The following is a 16,827-nucleotide window of genomic DNA, read 5'->3' on the forward strand; positions in this document are numbered from 1 at the left end:
AGTCAAGCGTAGTGAGTTCATGTTCAACATTATTTATTCTCTTTGGCAATGCCAAACAAGATTAGCCGTAACAATAATTTAGTCTGTTCCTCATCGGTTAATGAATCGCCACCAATCCGATGAAAATTTGTAAAAATAGGACTCAAGCTAGAAATAAAAAATTCAGCCGCTTCATCAGGTAAAATTTCTGGTCGTAACTGCACTTCTGGCAATTTAAAATATTCAGCAATGGGGGCCAAATAATCCATTCTAAAAATCATGCCCAGTTTTCTTTGGCTGCCTGGTTTTAAATCCTTAAAACTACCATGGATTAGTGTAAAAATGTTGTTAGGATGTAAATGAGTCAGCACCTGTGTGATCTGCGTTAGTCGATCAATCGGATCGAGGTCGTCTTTACGCAATACTTTATTAATACCACTTCTAACTTCACCACCAACTTGCGAAATCACCTCTAAAAAAATGACCTCTTTATCGCTAAAATGATGGTATAAAGCTGGCTGGGTAATACCGATCTGTTTGGCAATATCTCGTGTAGAAGTCCCTTGGTAGCCATTTTGTAAGAAGAGCTTTCGTGCGGTATTTGAAATTGATGTTCTTGTTTTTTCCAATTGTTCAGCCCGTTTCATGTAATCTACCTCTCAGTTATAGTTATCATTCCTTATTTTCTTGCTTATTTGATCTAATTGCAAGTTCAATTATCACCTGAAATGTGATTTTTGACAACTAAAATTTTGTAAATACCTTTGGGGCGGGTGTTTAAGAAGGGTAATTATTTTTTTAATTACTATGCTGGTCAAATTTAAATTTTGAAAGTTATTTGCTTTTTAAGAACAAAAAAGATACGAGTTTTTAGCTCGTACCTCTTTGCTTTAGTCCTGCAGCCCGCCCATCTTTATTGATCAAACGGGAACTGAAAGATTGATTTATGTGTCCTATTAGTTTGTAATCAAATGCGAGTTCTGCTGATCATCAGCGACACTAACTCTAATTTTGCCTGAACGTGCGCCAATTGTGACCGTATCACCGATTTTAATTGCTCCAGCCAGCATCGCTTCACTAAGCTTGTCTTCAACCTGAGTTTGCAATGCCCGACGAATTGGGCGTGCTCCGTATTCAGGATCAAAGCCAGCATCTGCAACTACGTCGATTGCAGCTGGTGTAATTTTGACGTTGATTGCTTGTTCCGCAACTCGTTTAATTACTTCTTTGGCCATTAACTTAACAATTTGATGTAGTTCTGGCTTCGTTAATGAATGGAAGACCACCGTTTCGTCAATCCGATTCAAAAATTCAGGTCGGAAATGCAATTTTAATTGTTCACGGATGGCACCAGACATGGCTTTATAATCACTTTGCACATCTTTAGCACCAAACCCAACTTCTTTTTCATCCCGCAATGTAGTCGCGCCAAGATTAGAAGTCATAATCAAAATTGTATTGCGAAAGTCAATTCGACGTCCCTTAGCATCGGTCAAATAGCCGTCATCCAGTACCTGCAACAATAGGTTAAACACATCTGGATGTGCTTTTTCAGCTTCATCTAAGAGAACTACAGAATAAGGGTGTTGGCGAACCTTTTCAGTTAACTGACCACCCTCATCGTAGCCAACATAGCCAGGAGCAGCACCAATCAACCGACTAGTACTATATTTCTCCATGTATTCAGACATATCAACCCGAATCATGTTATCTTCAGAACCAAACATTGCTTCAGCAAGTGCCTTGGCCAATTCCGTCTTACCAACACCGGTCGGTCCTAGAAACATAAATGAACCAATTGGGCGGTTGGGATCTTTTAAGCCACTGCGAGCTCTGCGAATGGCCCGAGAAACTGCAGAAACAGCCTCGGACTGGCCAATTACACGCTCATGCAGTACTTTTTCAAGGTTGACCAACCGATCACTTTCACTCTTTTGTAACTGAGTTAATGGAATCCCCGTCCACTCAGCAACCACTTGAGCAACATCTTCGTCGGTGACCTTCAAATCATATTTTGGCCCCTCACCTGCCGTTTGCGCAGTTTGTTTTTCAATTTTATCCTTTAACTTTAATTCTTGCTGCCGCAATTTTGCTGCCAAATCAAAGTCCTGCGATTCAATTGCGGTTTCTTTTTGTTCTCTTAAACTAACTAATTTATCAGCTTGCTTAGATTTTTTAGATGGCTGATCCTGTGCATCAATTCTAACCTTAGCACCAGCTTCATCCATTAGGTCAATTGCCTTGTCTGGCAAGAACCGATCACTGATGTAACGAGAAGATAATTTAACTGCCTGTTCAATTGCCTCATCTGTAATTTCGGCATAGTGATGTTCTTCATAGCGACTTCGCAATCCCTTTAGAATGGCAATTGACTCGTCTTCGGTTGGTTCATCAACCTGAACAGTGGCAAAACGTCGTTCCAAAGCTGCATCTGATTCAATATATTTTTGGTATTCATCTAGTGTTGTTGCACCGATGGTTTGCAATTCGCCACGAGCCAAAGCAGGCTTCAAAATATTGGAAGCATCGATCGCACCCTCAGCGCCACCAGCACCAATTAAAGTGTGCAATTCATCAATAAATAAGATGACGTGGCCATCACGATAAATCTCATCGATCACTTTTTTAAGTCGATCTTCAAACTCACCACGATATTTAGTACCAGCCACCAACGAACCCATATCGAGCATCATAATTCGCTTTGCGGCTAAATCATCGGGAACATTGCCAGCTACAATTTGTTGCGCTAATCCTTCAGCAATCGCAGTTTTTCCAACACCGGGTTCGCCGATTAAAACTGGATTATTTTTAGTACGCCGACTCAAAATTTGGACGACCCGTCGAACTTCTTGCTCACGACCAACCACCGGATCCATTTGATCTTCGCGGGCACTCTGCGTTAAATCACGCGCCAAAGAATCCAAAGTTGGTGTTCCCTCTGGCTGTTGTGCTGCTTTGGCACGGTTAGCTTGGTGGCGTTTAGGTGAATCTGACACACCTAGCCGGCGGAGCACAATTTTCCGTGTTTGGGCTAAATCAACATTTAAATTCATTAAAATACGAGATGAGAGGATACTTTCATCTGCCAATAAGGCTAATAAGAGGTGCTCAGTACCGATTTTGATGGCGCCTAATCGCTTGGCCTCACCGCCAGCAACCGACAAAACTTCCTTAGCTTTTGGCGAATATGGTAAATAAGTATCTTTATCAACATTATTTAATGTACCATAACCAGTAAAGCGTTCAATTTCTTCTCGAATGTCATCTTCAGTAACAGAAAATTGTTGCAGCACTTTGTTGGCAATACCGTTTTGTTCAATACTGAGAGCCAGTAACAAATGCTCTGTGCCAACTGCTTGGTGTTTAAAGTATTTGGCCTGCTCTTGGGCCATGACCAATACATTCTTTGCGCTTGGTGTAAATAGGTTGTTCATCGCAATGCCCCTCTTTCTAGCTCTCGTAACGTAGCCGGTTCAGTAACGAAATTAAAACATGAGCCCGTAGCACATCTGCGACCTGTCGATCAGTTAGCGCTAGGGTTTGTTTTGAAACCATGACTGCCATTAAATCAGCTTCACGGCGGCTGATCACGTCCTCATCATACAGTGTTTGGATAATGGAAACAGCGTCACGTTCATTGATGTCATCACCAATCACCGAGATGAGTGTGTTTAACACATCAATATCATCCAGTAAGTTAACCCGCTCAATTCTGATGTACCCGCCACCACCACGTTTACTTTCAACTAAATAACCATTTTGAATGGTAAATCTAGTTTTGATCACGTAATTAATCTGTGAGGGTACCACGTCAAACAAATCAGCGATCTCAGACCGCCTGATTTCAACGTGTTCCGAATCAGCTAAAATACTCTTAAGATATTGTTCAATGATATCTGAAATATTTTGACCTTCCATCACTGATTCCCCATTCTTTGACTAATGTTGACTAACATTATACAAAGTCTAGCATTAAATGCAAATAATTTAAATTAAAGAGTGCTCAAAGCAGCAAAAAAATGTCGTAAGCTAAGCGTCGACTGGCGATTGATAAATTCGAATTTTGAATTTATTGATTGCCAGTCGACGTTTAGCTATAGACATCTGCTGCTTTGAGCACGTTTCAATTAGAAGTTAACAACCGCGATTAAATACCGGAATATAATAGTAAAAAGTGTCGGACCGCTGATAATTCGCTGTTTGAATTATTAGTGGCCCGACACTTTTTATTGTTATACGTAGGTATTTGCGGTTGCTAGCACGTTTCAAAAATAAAGAGTATGGTGCACATTAATTTAAAGTTCCACTACTCTTCACCCTTAGTAACACCCCGCCGCTGCATCAAAACATCAATCAAGTAAGCAATCCCACCCAACACAGCAGTAAAGACTACTAATAACGCCACAGCGCCCCAAACACTATAACTGGCACCATTGATCAAAGTTTCAAAACCATGAATTGCATAAGTCATTGGTAACACATTTGCTGCTGCCTGATGAAAGCTAGACAACATTGCATTTGGAAATACCTGTCCCGTTACAATTACTTGAACAAGCGCCAACAAAACAGCGAACAAGACTCCCACACGACCGAACATGTGATATAAAATCATGCAAATCATGGTAAAAATAAATGCGACAATAATAGTAAAGATTGTTAATCCGAACCAGTTAGTTACCGTCACGCCTAGCATTGCAATTACAACATCAGTAATCACCGCTTGAGCTAATGCAGTCAGTCCGATTGCAATTAATGGTTCTTGCATTAACGTATGCAACTGACGGTTAGGCATGAATAGTCCTAATTGAGTTACCACAGCAGCTAAGAATAATACTAATGCAAGCACTAGCGGTGCAAACACATTCTTCAGACTGCTTTGATCACTGCCGACTTCCTGATTACTAATTGGTGTTGCAATATGATTAACGTTACCCGAACCGTCGTTAACCGTCCCAATTTGATCAGCTCCGGCCTTCAATTTATCGTTTAAAGTAGCAATCCCATCAGCCGCAGTAGTTAAACCACTTTGAACTTGATTTGAGCCACTAGCCAATTGACTAGCTCCTGATTGCGCTTGATCAGCACCCGCTGTAATTTGACTGGCCCCACTGTTTAACTGAGCACTGGCTGCGGTCAATTGACTGCTACCATCATTGACTTGACTGGCCCCATCAACCAACTGATTAACGCCACTGATTAAGGCTGGTGCGGATAATGCCAAGGTGGAATTACCACTGGCAACTGCCAATGCGCCTGAAACTAGGCTGGCTGTGTTGGCATCTAATTGATTACCACCACTAACAACTTGTTGCTGGCCAGTAAACAGCTGACCAATGGCACTGATCAAGGTTGGTGCACTGGCGGCCAATTGTTGGTTGCCGGCTGCCAGTTGCGTTGAACCAGATAGCAAACTGTCTAATCCACTATCTGATGTTGCTTGTAACTGTTGTAATCCAGCTGTGATTGAATCAGTACTGTGCTGTAATTCACTGATTTTAGCATCAGATAACAAATTGGTATCTGTATAATCAAATAAATCCGCAGAGTCCGTTTCTAACTGTTGAATTGAAGTCATTAGTTTGCTTACATCTGCCGTGTTAATTGATGAAGCTGCATCCAGTTCATCACTAAATTCACTTAAGGCAGCTGATGATTGTGTCGTAACAACACTCAATGCGTTAGCAGAACTCTGTGCATCGCTACCAATTTTAGTAGTTGCAGTCGTGCTTTGTTGTGCCAAAGCCTGCAAACTAGCTTTATTACTATCGTCATCTGGCAATGCGTTAATAGCATCGGCCAACGCTTTTTGTTTACTATTTGCATCGGCAGCATCCGTTTTAACTTTATCTGTCGATGGTGCCAATTTAATCATTAAGTTCAATTCACTTTGCAAACTAGTAATTTTTGTTTTTGATTCACTTAATGTACTTAATATTGGTACAACCTGTTTCAGCATATCCATCCCTGATTTTAGGCTGGTCATTTCCGCTTGAACATTATCAGATTTTTGCCGTGCTGTTTTCATATTAGCAACGGTCGTATTGATCAAAGTACTGCCTGCAATCCCACTTTGTAGCTGACTGACTCCATCATCAAATTTAGATTTAAATGTTTGTGTTCCACTTTGCAAACTTGTAGAACCGGCAGCTAACTGACTTGTGGCTGATCCTAATGTTTTTGTTTGACCATTTAATTGTGATAAGCCTGCTAAAACCTGCTTGTTAGCAGAATTCATCGTTGTCACGCCACTGGTATATTGTTGAACACCCGTTGCTAACGTCTGCGAGCCTGTCGCTAATTGTGCAGTACCACTTACTAATGGTTCTGCCTGCGTTTGTAATTCTTGCAACCCTGCTAACATCTGTTTGTTAGCAGCGGCCAACGTATCTACACCAGATGTGTAGGTGTTAATACCGGTTGACAATGTTTTTGCACCAGCTGAAAATGTAACCATTTTACTGGCCAGTAAATCTAAGTTACGGGCCACTTCTTCATTACCAGTCTTCAACTGAACCATCCCATTATTCAACTGACTAGTACCACTAGCGGCCTGTTTGGTCCCATCGCCCAATTGCTTCAGGCCACTTAACAGGCTTGCACTATAAACTTTTTGAACCTTAGTTTTAACTTGTGCCTCCACGGTTTTCGCCACAGTACCAGTTACCATTGTGGACAAAAAATTATTTCGTTTTGATTCGTGTACTTTAATTAAACTCACTTGGGGGTGTTTAGCTAACACAGTAGTTGCATTTTTAGAGAAATTTTTAGGTAACTCAATCTCTAAATATGCATCCCCGCTAGCCAGTTGTTTTTTTGCCTTAGCGGCACTGACAAACTCCCATTTTACCTGGTGGTCTTTTTTCAAGGTGTTAACCACCTGTTGACCCATGTTAATCGTCTGACCATTATTAGTGGCTGACTGATCATTGTTAACTACTGCAACCGGAATGTTTTTGGTCGCGGCTTGTTGCTCATACTGAATAAAATTAAAAATGGCAATTAATAAAACTGCGGGAATTAAACATGCCAATATAATATAGGCGATGCGACGGCCCCGCGGACTCCAAAAATTACTAAGCATTCCTTTTCCTCTTTCCTAATCAACCAAATGATTCAGTTCAAAGTTAGTTTATGACATTAATTAATGTCATAAACCATTTATCAGGTTATCCTTATCAGCTCACAAAATCAACCCTTGACATTATGCGTTTTAGTGACTCAGTGAAACTAGTTTCGTGTGTTAATAATTGGCAAAATTAAGAATATCAGTCAGTTACAAAAATCAATTTTTAACCTAAAAATCAGCAAAAAAAAATTGCAAAAAAGACAAATTTACTACCGCAAACAAAATTTAAATTCAATAACCGTGCTCAATGCGGTACACTAGATTCATCATTTTAATTAAATTCTCATAAATCCAAAGGAGTTAACATCATGAAAGTAATCATCACAGTAATCGGTAATGACAAAGTAGGTATCGTGGCTGCAGTAAGCCAAAAATTGGCAGACCTCAATATTAACATTATTGATATGTCGCAAACCCTAATGCAGGGCAACTTTACAATGATGCTTGTTGGAGAAATTAGTAACCAACAGAACTCATTTGCTGCGATCCAGGAACAATTAACTCAGCTAGGCACTCAAATCGATGTTACCATTCGAATTCAGCGCCAAGAACTATTTGATGCCATCCAAAAATTGTAAAGGAATACTAACTATGGAAACTAGACAAATTCAAGAAACACTCCAAATGATTGATGAAGAACACCTTGATATTCGGACAATTACGATGGGAATATCGTTGTTTGACTGCATCGATAGCAACGTTGATAAAGCTTGCCAACGTATTTATGACAAAATAACTACTAAGGCCCGTGATTTAGTCAAAGTCGCACAAGATATTCAAATGGAATACGGCGTGCCAATTGTTAACAAACGAATTTCTGTGACCCCGATTGCAATGGTCGCAGCCGCAGCGGATACAGATAACTACGTTGCTTACGCTAAAGTACTCGACCGGGCCGCAAGCGATTTGGGCATCGATATTATTGGCGGTTTCTCTGCCCTCGTGCAAAAAGGCTATCAAAGTGGTGATCGTAAGTTGATTGCTTCAATTCCAGAGGCCCTCAGTGAAACCTCCAAAGTATGTAGCTCCGTTAATATTGGTTCTACCCGAGCTGGAATTAACATGGATGCAGTGGCTCAAATGGGGACGATTGTTAAAGATATTGCTGCCATTGATCCACTCAAATGTATGAATCTAGTTATTTTTGCCAATGCAGTCGAAGATAATCCATTCATGGCTGGCGCCTTTCACGGTGTTGGTGAAGCTGATTGCGCTATTAACATGGGAATTAGCGGCCCTGGCGTTGTTAAACGCGCGTTGGAACAGGTCAAGGGACAACCATTTGATGTTGTCTCTGAAACCATTAAGAAAACAGCCTTTAAAGTAACCCGCGTTGGTCAATTTGTTGGTAACATTGCTGCCAAGCGGCTTAACGTACCATTTGGGATTGTTGATTTATCCCTCGCCCCCACACCAGCACCCGGCGATTCTGTTGCAGAAATACTCGAAGAAATTGGTTTGGAAAGTGTCGGCGCTCCTGGCACCACGGCCGCATTAGCATTATTAAATGACGCGGTAAAAAAGGGTGGCATTATGGCTTGTGAGCACGTCGGTGGTTTATCCGGTGCCTTCATTCCCGTATCGGAAGATCAAGGGATGATTAAAGCTGTCCAGGCTGGTAAACTCAGTCTTGAAAAGCTGGAAGCAATGACTGCTGTTTGCTCAGTTGGTTTAGACATGGTTGCCGTTCCTGGTGATACAACCGCCGCAACCATTAGCGGTTTACTAGCTGACGAAGCTGCTATTGGCATGATTAACAATAAAACTACTGCCATTCGCATCATTCCCGCAACTGGTCAATCAGTTGGTGAAGACATCAACTTTGGCGGACTATTTGGTCATGCACCAATTATGGCTGTTAATCAAAGCCAGCCAACTGATTTTGTTGCCCGTGGCGGCCGCATCCCAGCACCGGTTCATTCGTTTAAAAACTAGTTAAAAAGTGCCCTCATGAATAATAAAAAAGATTGAACTTTGCTAGTTCAATCTTTTTTTAGATCAATTTAAATTAAATTCAATGAGCACAGTTACTTGTTAAAAACTGAAATTGGGATTAATTGCAAATTCAATGCACTGTCGTTGTCTTTACCAGTCACTGTGTTCTTAGTCCTAGTACCAATAACCTGAACATCTTCAAGGTCATCATTACTCTTTTCAGTAATTGTTAACTTAGGGTGTTGCGCCAAATTTTTCAAATCTGGCGTGTTATAGTTTACGCTCGCCTGTGGAAATGCCTGTGACACTGATAGAACGTCATATTTTTTGCGATTAATGTTAACAGTATGCTTACTGGTGCTCAGGTTAAACGCATATGGCACATAGAGACTGCTGACCACATCAAACGAATCATAGCTCATATACAATTTATTATTTCGAATTGCCCAGGTTCCCTTTCCGTCCGGTTGAACGTTCTTGTATTGCCGATACATCTTCGCAGTCTCCTGTAATTTAGTATCTGCGTTTAATGCCGGACCATTCGTATAATACACGTTCAATTTCCCATTTTTTTAAATTTAAAAACCCCATTCGAATATTCTGTATCCACCTCATACAAACTATCCCAGTAGTGCTGCCAAGTTAGCTTAAAGACCTGTGTTGAACCTGGAATCCTTTTCAAAGCAATGTTAGCAGTCGCTGCTTGATACTTTGCATCAACTTGTGAGGACAAGGTTACCGATGAAATAATGCTTAAAATGAGCATCAACCCCACACCAGTAGCCAACTTAATTTTATTCTTCTTAATAAACGCCAGCACAACAAACGTGATTCCCAGTGCAATTATTAAGCCAGCAATAATTTCCATTTTAGCGTTGGATTGTTTTAAATATTGAGAAATCGTAATTTGATTCGGCACCAGCTTGTGGATGGTCGTGTTGATAGTGTCAAACTCGTGCCACAAAAAGCTAATCCCAGCAACTAGACTCAATGTTCCTACTACTAAATATATTTTATTAAGATAAAAGCTTCCTTGGTTGAACTGTGATTGGTTACCAGTTGAATTATTTCGTTTATTGTTAGCTTGTGGTTTGATAGCATTGCAAATATCTTGTGAGTTATCAATAACATTTGAATTCATCTTGATACTAATTAAATCAAATCCACATTTTGGACAAAATTTAGTTCCCGCCTTAATTTGACAACCACAATTTGGACAAAAATTTGGTGTTTCCCCCATATTAAACCCACTCCCTTTACATTTAACTCAGATTACTGCAAGGATCAATGCAGTGCTTATTCTTCGTATTAAAAAGCCTATCTAGTTAGTAATTTTCTCTACCCGATAGGCCATAATCTAAGTATCTAAATAAAAATGTTCATTAAAACTTGATCTCATAACAAAATTCAAGTTTCTTGTAATAGTCTAGCTTAATAAAATCAGTTGGTCGTACATCCCCGGCCGGTTTATCAAAGTAAGTCAAGCCAGCCAATTTTAGCATTTGGTAGACAAACTGCGAACAAAACATAATGTTAGGCCGATACGAATGTTTAATTACCAATCCAAGCAAATTATAGGCACTCCCGTCGGTATTAATTTGCTTAACTTTATCCAGAATCTGCTGTTTTTGCTCAAACGTCGTTGGCAACCGGTAAACCAGCACTGACGCATCATCTTTTTTATGAAATGCCTCCACCATTTCTGCATTTAATCCAGGCGGATAAACTTTTTCACCACCGTTGTAACTAATAATCGTTTTTAAATCGGTATCAAAACTAAGCGATGCATGATTATATTGTTTTTGAGTAAATAGTGAAATGATTTCACTCGCACTACTGCCCGTATTCGAAATAATAATGTAGATGTATGGGTCGGTAAGCGAATCTTGGGCCAATTTGAAATATTCATCAGTTAAAGAACCGTTATTAATATATTTTGTCGAACTGTGCCGGTGTAAATCCTCAAACGTTTCCTTTAAATTGTCAGAGGATAACGTATGTTTAATTTTGCCAATCCCTGCCAGGGAATGACTAATTAATTCTTTGTTATTATTGAGCTGTTCAAAACTAACCGTGGCAACTTCTTTAATCGATGGCAGATAAAAATCCGTTTTCTTATTCACCACGACACTACGTTCCACGGCCAGTGGGAGCAAAATAATTGCAGCGGCGAAAACACGACTAAAAAAAGCTGTTAATAAGTTCATATGGTGGGCACCGACCGCATTGGCCGCAAAAATAGTCTGCAGAGTTGCTAGCACTATGTAAGCCACAATCATTGATGCCTTGACCGCCTTAGGAAACTGGCTTTGTGCTGTCCGTAAAATCATAAAAACAGCGAATGCATAATATATCATTACAAATAACGGTACGCTACCGAAAAAAGCTACTCCAATTAATAGCAGCCACATGGTAGTGTTGATTAGTTTTCGGTCGGAAATTAGATCTCTCATTCAATACTCCTACAAACGGTATTTAATCGCACTGTTGAGTCAAACATAGCCATCAGTGCAACTAAGCCATGATTACTGTCTTTCTAAGACTACTGTAACAGTTAATCAATTGCAACAAAATCCAGCACCTAAAGCTCACCTTTTTTGCCAACTTGTTGTGGAAATTTCTTTTGAAATTGACCCCATTCTTTATTATTGACGGTCAGCATTTGGTTGCTGGTTAAATCAAACACAGGCACCGTTGGCCGCATAAAGCTATAGACGCCCCAAAACACAACCACAGCTGGAATGACCACTAGCAACCACCAATTTTTAAATATACTTGCTAAAATGAGTGCCACAATAATTAATAAACTAGTGAAATAAAATAAAAACAGTGTTGATTTATCTGCTTGCTGCGAATATCTGTGATGTTCATTTAACTTTGTCATTTTACATTAACCTTTTATTTATTTTTTAATCATAATAGCTTATTTAACTATCAAGTGTCATTATTTGATGAGATTAAAATTAATCGAGGTCAAAGGCTTACCAAACGATGCAGATTGTGTTAAATTTCACATATATCAAATTGGAGGTTTTTTTGCATATGAGTAATCGTTTAGATGGAAAAGTTGCAATTGTCACAGGTGGTACTTTAGGAATTGGCTTTGCTGTTGCCCAAAAGTTCGTTGAGGAAGGCGCCAAGGTTGTCATCACTGGTCGACATGCTGATGTCGGTGAAGCAGCTGCTAAAAAAATTGGTGGTTCAGATGTCGTTAAATTCGTTCAACACGATGCATCGGATGAGGACGGCTGGACTAAGCTATTTGACACAACAGAACAAGCCTTTGGACCCGTTTCTACTCTTGTAAACAATGCTGGTGTTGGTCTAACTGGCTCAATCGAAGAAACATCAACCGAAACATGGCGCAAGCTGATGTCAATTAACCTAGATGGTGTCTTCTTTGGTACTCGTCTTGCGATCCAACGGATGAAAAACAAAAACTTGGGTGCTTCGATTATCAATATGTCCTCCATTGAAGGATTTATTGGCGACCCTGATCTTTGTGCTTATAACGCTTCTAAGGGTGCTGTTCGAATTATGTCAAAATCAGCTGCCCTCGATTGCGCCTTAAAAGACTACGGCGTTCGAGTTAACACTGTCCACCATGGTTGCATCAAGACACCATTGGTCGATGGCATCGCCGGTGCTGAAGAAGCAATGTCTGACCGGACAAAGACACCCATGGGTCATTTAGGTGAACCAAATGATATTGCATATATCTGCATCTACTTAGCATCTGATGAATCCAAGTTTGCTACTGGTTCAGAATTCGTAGTTGACGGTGGTTACACTGCACAATAAACTCGATTTAAAATAGATATAATTGAAATCGCATGCCGACTGCAATTGCAGTCAGTATGTGATTTTTTAGTCCCCGATTTATGGTTTGCAGATTAAAAACGGCACCAATGAATGATGTCGCCGCATAAAATTTAAAATTTTTAAGTAGTTACATGTTGAATCCTTTTAGCGCACGGTATGATCAGTAATAATAATTAAATAACTTCGCTGGAATGCTGCTGGCCAAAGAACCATAGATAGGCTCCATAAAAGGCATTAATCAGCATGATTATTTGAAGAACAAACATCGAAGTAGATCCGGGACTGGTTATTTGCAGCTGATTAAACCAGACAATTACATTGACCATGTCCAGCAGTATCCACGCAATCCATTGTGACCGATAACCATAAGTCATTAAGATCTGACCCACAATCCCTAGTGGTAATAAAGTGGCATCCAAATAAATTTGGGTTCCATTCAGGTGCTTACTAAAAAAAAGAACAATCAGGTAAACAATAATAGTAACAAAAAACCAAATTACACCCTGGAGCCAACTAAATTTACGAGAGATTAGTTCAGTTTGTTGGTCTTGTTTTTCAATTGACCGATGCCAAACGTAGATCCCTAAAAACTGCATAACTAGATAAAACGATTGCGCTGCAATATCTCCGATCAGGCGATTATTTAAGGCAATGATTAACCAAACAACACAGCCTAGGATTCCCCAACTATAATTAGTCAGCCTGCCCTGATCAACCAATATTAAGTTCAATACGACGGCAATTCCCGTCACCAACCCAATCCAGCCTGCAAAACTAAAGTCTTGTCCAAGAACAAATGATAATATTGTTGCTAGCAGCATAATGCTCATTATAACTTTAGTTGTCCGGCGCAATGTTGCCAATTCGTGCCAATTTAAATGGGGGTCAAATACTCTTTTTAATCCTATACCTAGATCTGCAAAGGTTCCCGCATGGTGATTCTGACTACTCGCATTTGTACTATTCTTAAAAGTCATAAGAATTCTCCTTAGTTGTTTTTAGACAGCCGTGTTCGGAAGCAACGCTGTTAGTGCATGTAACTACTTGGAAGTAAGAGTATAGCTCGGACAGGTGATTGTCAATGCAATACTACTCAATCACCAGGTTTACCCCTTTTACATCCACTTAGCATCCGTATTATAATGTTGCCATTAGATGCAAGAATTGACAGCAGGCATAGCCTCCATCATACTACCTGACTAAATTACAATATCCAAAGGTCATAATTCATCTAATTATTTTTCTCAAATAATAAATTACGAAACTGATCAAGATAAATAGTAGCAAAACTCTCAACAACCAAAAGCTAGCAACAAAAATGATAATACTACTCAAAATATCTTCCATTGAATAATTACCTAATATTAAAAACATAATTGTAATATTAATACCTCCTTTTCAATTCGGAAATGGTACAGCAATTTAAAATAAAATGATTGAAGGTGTAAATTTGGAAAATGAACATGTTATTGCCGTAGAAATCGGGAAAAGAATAGTTTTGGAACGAAAACGGCATCACTTTTCACAAGTCCAACTTGCAGAGGGAATTTGTTCACAATCAATGATTAGCAGCATTGAAAAAGGTCTATATATACCTAATGCAGTTCTATTAGGTCGAATTTGTCAAAAATTGAATGTTTCAATGGGTAGTATCGTACTGAGCCACTATCTAGAAATTGAAGGCGAAACTAGCTTTAATAAAACCATTAAGCAATTATGTGATCAGCACAACTATTCGGAAATGCTAAATTATTTAAACGATTCCAAAATTTTAGCTCAATTATCTCATGACAAAGATCTACAAACTTACTATTATTACTACGGTGTCGCTATTTACCAAGTTAATAACAATTCAAAGAAGGGCTTACTTTATCTCAATATGGCATTAAACTACACCTTCTCGCCCCATCGTGACGTTTTCACCTCCACTGAATTACTTATCACATCAGTCATTGCCTTTTTAGAGACTGAAAAAAAGTCGACCGTAAAATCTGGTTTTGAAAAATTACAACATGTTTTAGTCCAAATTGAAGCTAGACCACAAGAAAGTTATTCTGAAAATTTAAATATTTGTTTTTATCTTTATGCATTTTCCTTACTCAACAAAAATAATTACGAATTAGCAAATAAAGTTGCTAACTTAGGCATTTCTTGGATAACCAAGCATAAATCAGTCTACATGCTCGCAGACCTCTTTTTTCTACTAGCTAAAATTTATTCAGCTTCCATGAATGATAATGATGCTTGTGATGCACTCGAAAAAAGTCGGATTATTGAATCGCTCTATGATATTGACACATATAAATTTTAATTAAATCGAAGCAATATTCTCCCTTGTGAATGCTCATCCTTAGATTTTAGATGAGCTTTTTTTACATCTTCAAACGAGAAGATTTCTTGCACATAGGCAGACAGTTCCTTTCGCGATAACATTTGTAATAATTTTTTATACCCTGAAATGCCAATCGAATCGTGACTAAATTTAAAGCGTTGATTATTTCTTTTGGGCTGATAATTTGTTAAAGAAAGCGACAAAATATCAAGCTTAGCAACACTGCTAGAAATATCATCTAATATCGTAGTTTTACCAACGGTGTCGATTATTTTATTTGGTAACGGTACATTTCCCAGTTGGTCTGCCAAATCCCTTTCGTAATTCAAAATAAAATCGGCTCCTATCTCACGAACAAAATCTATATTAGAGCTTGCTGTTAATGCAAGAATGATTGCCCCTTTTTTATGCAACAATTGCATTAAATACGTACCTACACCGCCTGAAGCTCCCGTCACTAATACAACATCCCCTCTTACTATGTTGCTCACGTTTACTGCATTCAACGCAGCATCTGCGCCCCCTATGAGCGTTACCGCATCTTTCAAATCAACATTTTCGGGTACTTCAAATAATAATGGTGGTATTTGTGAGTTTATCATCTCCATCGCAGCCCCATTTGGTTGGGCCCCGATCACTTTTTTTCCAACTAAATTTTTACTCCTAAACACTCCTGTTTCTTCAACAACTCCTGCAAAACCGTAACCGACTATTATAGGTAAGCTTACCGGTCTAATTTCCTTCAATAAACCATACTCAGTTTCCCAATCGTATGGTAATACCGGAATATAGTGATTTTCCACCCGTACCGTTAGTGGTGATAGGATGCTTTCATTAACGTCCTTAATCTGTAGCCCTGAAACACCTTCGTAGTTTGTTTGCACAATTGCTTTCACTTTTGAGACCTCCTTAATTTTTATAGTCATAGAATACTAATATTTCCTGACAATAAAAAAATAAGAATTCTGATATTTTAGTTGGTTATTTGTAAGTTAATTCTGTCTAGTAAAAAAGAATGTTGGCAATAGCCGACATTCTCGAAAAAAATTATTTTGCTGTGTTGCGTACACACCATGAAATAAACTTCAATAAAATCGTACTGGCTAGTTTCATCTACAACAGCAATTAAAAAGTTGATTTCCATTCAAATATTGCTTCAGTCAAGGTTTTAAAACAATTTTTCCAACACTCTTACCGGATTCCATCAGTCTATGTGCCTCGTAGCCAGCTGAAAGTGCATAAACCTTTGGTTTAGCCAAATCCAAATCTCCTGCCAAAACATATTTCAACAGACGATTAAAACGCATCTGCCGGCTTGGCTGTGTCGTCAGATAATCCCATAAGTCGCCTGTTAGTAAACTTTTAGATTCTGACAACAAAGACACCGGATCGATTTTCGATGGATTACCACCAGCCATGCCAAAAAAGACCACTTTACCCCGATGCTTGATTAACTTAAAACTGGTCTCAAGCGTACTTCCAGTACCATCAAAAACAGTATCAAAGCTGCCAAATAACTTTTTGTTTAAAACTTCATTTCGATCGAAAACTTTCTTAGCACCATTTCTAAGCGCAATCTGTTGTTTATCAAATGTTGATGCAACGCCAAAAACTTGGGTTCCATCTGAAACAA

The 16,827-nt window shown here is 39.1% G+C and carries 15 protein-coding genes; 4 read left to right on the forward strand and 11 right to left on the reverse strand.

Features of this window, described 5'->3' with window-relative positions:
• Positions 1-29: 29 nt before the first annotated feature.
• The 4 genes from WDC_RS07675 to WDC_RS07690 form a co-directional block, all read right to left on the reverse strand.
• Entirely contained in the window at positions 30-626 is a 597-nt protein-coding gene (locus WDC_RS07675; protein ID WP_044011283.1) for a TetR/AcrR family transcriptional regulator, read from the reverse strand.
• A 309-nt stretch (positions 627-935) separates the two neighbouring features.
• On the reverse strand, positions 936-3,413 hold the full coding sequence (locus WDC_RS07680) for an ATP-dependent Clp protease ATP-binding subunit (RefSeq protein ID WP_044011284.1): 2,478 nt from the start codon (positions 3,411-3,413) through the stop codon (positions 936-938).
• Between the two features lie 16 nt (positions 3,414-3,429).
• On the reverse strand, positions 3,430-3,897 hold the full coding sequence (locus WDC_RS07685) for a CtsR family transcriptional regulator (protein WP_044011285.1): 468 nt from the start codon (positions 3,895-3,897) through the stop codon (positions 3,430-3,432).
• A 388-nt stretch (positions 3,898-4,285) separates the two neighbouring features.
• A complete protein-coding gene (locus tag WDC_RS07690; RefSeq protein ID WP_044011286.1) occupies positions 4,286-7,060 on the reverse strand; it encodes a YhgE/Pip domain-containing protein in 2,775 nt (924 codons plus the stop codon).
• Between the two features lie 353 nt (positions 7,061-7,413).
• Here WDC_RS07690 and WDC_RS07695 point away from each other — a divergent pair, with 353 nt between their 5' ends.
• Positions 7,414-7,683 (forward strand): ACT domain-containing protein, encoded by a 270-nt coding sequence (locus WDC_RS07695; RefSeq protein ID WP_044011287.1) that lies wholly within the window; start codon positions 7,414-7,416, stop codon positions 7,681-7,683.
• A gap of 13 nt (positions 7,684-7,696) precedes the next feature.
• The gene (locus WDC_RS07700) at positions 7,697-9,040 is read left to right on the forward strand and encodes a PFL family protein (protein ID WP_044011288.1); all 1,344 of its coding nucleotides are present in this window, start codon (positions 7,697-7,699) and stop codon (positions 9,038-9,040) included.
• Positions 9,041-9,132: 92 nt separating this feature from the next.
• Here WDC_RS07700 and WDC_RS07705 read toward each other — a convergent pair whose 3' ends face one another.
• The 4 genes from WDC_RS07705 to WDC_RS07720 form a co-directional block, all read right to left on the reverse strand.
• The gene (locus WDC_RS07705; RefSeq protein WP_044011289.1) at positions 9,133-9,534 is read right to left on the reverse strand and encodes a hypothetical protein; all 402 of its coding nucleotides are present in this window, start codon (positions 9,532-9,534) and stop codon (positions 9,133-9,135) included.
• Positions 9,535-9,596: 62 nt separating this feature from the next.
• Positions 9,597-10,280 (reverse strand): zinc ribbon domain-containing protein, encoded by a 684-nt coding sequence (locus tag WDC_RS10040; protein WP_044011290.1) that lies wholly within the window; start codon positions 10,278-10,280, stop codon positions 9,597-9,599.
• Positions 10,281-10,422: 142 nt separating this feature from the next.
• A complete protein-coding gene (locus WDC_RS07715; protein WP_044011291.1) occupies positions 10,423-11,493 on the reverse strand; it encodes a hypothetical protein in 1,071 nt (356 codons plus the stop codon).
• A 128-nt stretch (positions 11,494-11,621) separates the two neighbouring features.
• On the reverse strand, positions 11,622-11,924 hold the full coding sequence (locus WDC_RS07720; RefSeq protein WP_044011292.1) for a hypothetical protein: 303 nt from the start codon (positions 11,922-11,924) through the stop codon (positions 11,622-11,624).
• Positions 11,925-12,082: 158 nt separating this feature from the next.
• Between WDC_RS07720 and WDC_RS07725 the strand changes: the two genes are divergently transcribed.
• Positions 12,083-12,841 carry an SDR family oxidoreductase gene (locus WDC_RS07725; protein WP_044011293.1) on the forward strand — a complete coding sequence of 253 codons (759 nt, stop codon included), beginning with the start codon at positions 12,083-12,085 and terminating at the stop codon, positions 12,839-12,841.
• 194 nt (positions 12,842-13,035) lie between these two features.
• Here the strand turns inward: WDC_RS07725 and pnuC are convergent, their stop codons facing one another.
• Positions 13,036-13,839, reverse strand: a complete 804-nt coding sequence (gene pnuC, locus WDC_RS07730) for a nicotinamide riboside transporter PnuC (RefSeq protein ID WP_044011294.1) — start codon at positions 13,837-13,839, stop codon at positions 13,036-13,038.
• A gap of 473 nt (positions 13,840-14,312) precedes the next feature.
• On the opposite strand from pnuC, the gene WDC_RS07735 reads away from it, so the two are divergent.
• On the forward strand, positions 14,313-15,173 hold the full coding sequence (locus tag WDC_RS07735) for a helix-turn-helix domain-containing protein (protein WP_052497831.1): 861 nt from the start codon (positions 14,313-14,315) through the stop codon (positions 15,171-15,173).
• Here WDC_RS07735 and WDC_RS07740 read toward each other — a convergent pair.
• Together WDC_RS07740 and WDC_RS07745 are read right to left on the reverse strand one after the other, a co-directional pair.
• On the reverse strand, positions 15,170-16,090 hold the full coding sequence (locus tag WDC_RS07740; RefSeq protein WP_044011296.1) for a quinone oxidoreductase family protein: 921 nt from the start codon (positions 16,088-16,090) through the stop codon (positions 15,170-15,172). The genes WDC_RS07735 and WDC_RS07740 overlap by 4 nt on opposite strands.
• A 264-nt stretch (positions 16,091-16,354) precedes the next feature.
• Positions 16,355-16,827 (reverse strand): zinc-binding dehydrogenase (locus WDC_RS07745; protein WP_044011297.1); only part of this gene is annotated, 473 nt, incomplete at its 5' end.

The sequence above is a fragment of the Paucilactobacillus wasatchensis genome (assembly GCF_000876205.1).
GTDB lineage: Bacteria > Bacillota > Bacilli > Lactobacillales > Lactobacillaceae > Paucilactobacillus > Paucilactobacillus wasatchensis.

Excerpts from the sequence above, each read along its gene's own strand:
- WDC_RS07675 (WP_044011283.1), bottom strand. The coding sequence starts at position 626 with ATGAAACGGGCTGAACAATTGGAAAAAACAAGAACATCAATTTCAAAT.
- WDC_RS07680 (WP_044011284.1), bottom strand. The coding sequence starts at position 3,413 with ATGAACAACCTATTTACACCAAGCGCAAAGAATGTATTGGTCATGGCC.
- WDC_RS07685 (WP_044011285.1), bottom strand. The coding sequence starts at position 3,897 with ATGGAAGGTCAAAATATTTCAGATATCATTGAACAATATCTTAAGAGT.
- WDC_RS07690 (WP_044011286.1), bottom strand. The coding sequence starts at position 7,060 with ATGCTTAGTAATTTTTGGAGTCCGCGGGGCCGTCGCATCGCCTATATT.
- WDC_RS07695 (WP_044011287.1), top strand. The coding sequence starts at position 7,414 with ATGAAAGTAATCATCACAGTAATCGGTAATGACAAAGTAGGTATCGTG.
- WDC_RS07700 (WP_044011288.1), top strand. The coding sequence starts at position 7,697 with ATGGAAACTAGACAAATTCAAGAAACACTCCAAATGATTGATGAAGAA.
- WDC_RS07705 (WP_044011289.1), bottom strand. The coding sequence starts at position 9,534 with ATGTATCGGCAATACAAGAACGTTCAACCGGACGGAAAGGGAACCTGG.
- WDC_RS10040 (WP_044011290.1), bottom strand. The coding sequence starts at position 10,280 with ATGGGGGAAACACCAAATTTTTGTCCAAATTGTGGTTGTCAAATTAAG.
- WDC_RS07715 (WP_044011291.1), bottom strand. The coding sequence starts at position 11,493 with ATGAGAGATCTAATTTCCGACCGAAAACTAATCAACACTACCATGTGG.
- WDC_RS07720 (WP_044011292.1), bottom strand. The coding sequence starts at position 11,924 with ATGACAAAGTTAAATGAACATCACAGATATTCGCAGCAAGCAGATAAA.
- WDC_RS07725 (WP_044011293.1), top strand. The coding sequence starts at position 12,083 with ATGAGTAATCGTTTAGATGGAAAAGTTGCAATTGTCACAGGTGGTACT.
- pnuC (WP_044011294.1), bottom strand. The coding sequence starts at position 13,839 with ATGACTTTTAAGAATAGTACAAATGCGAGTAGTCAGAATCACCATGCG.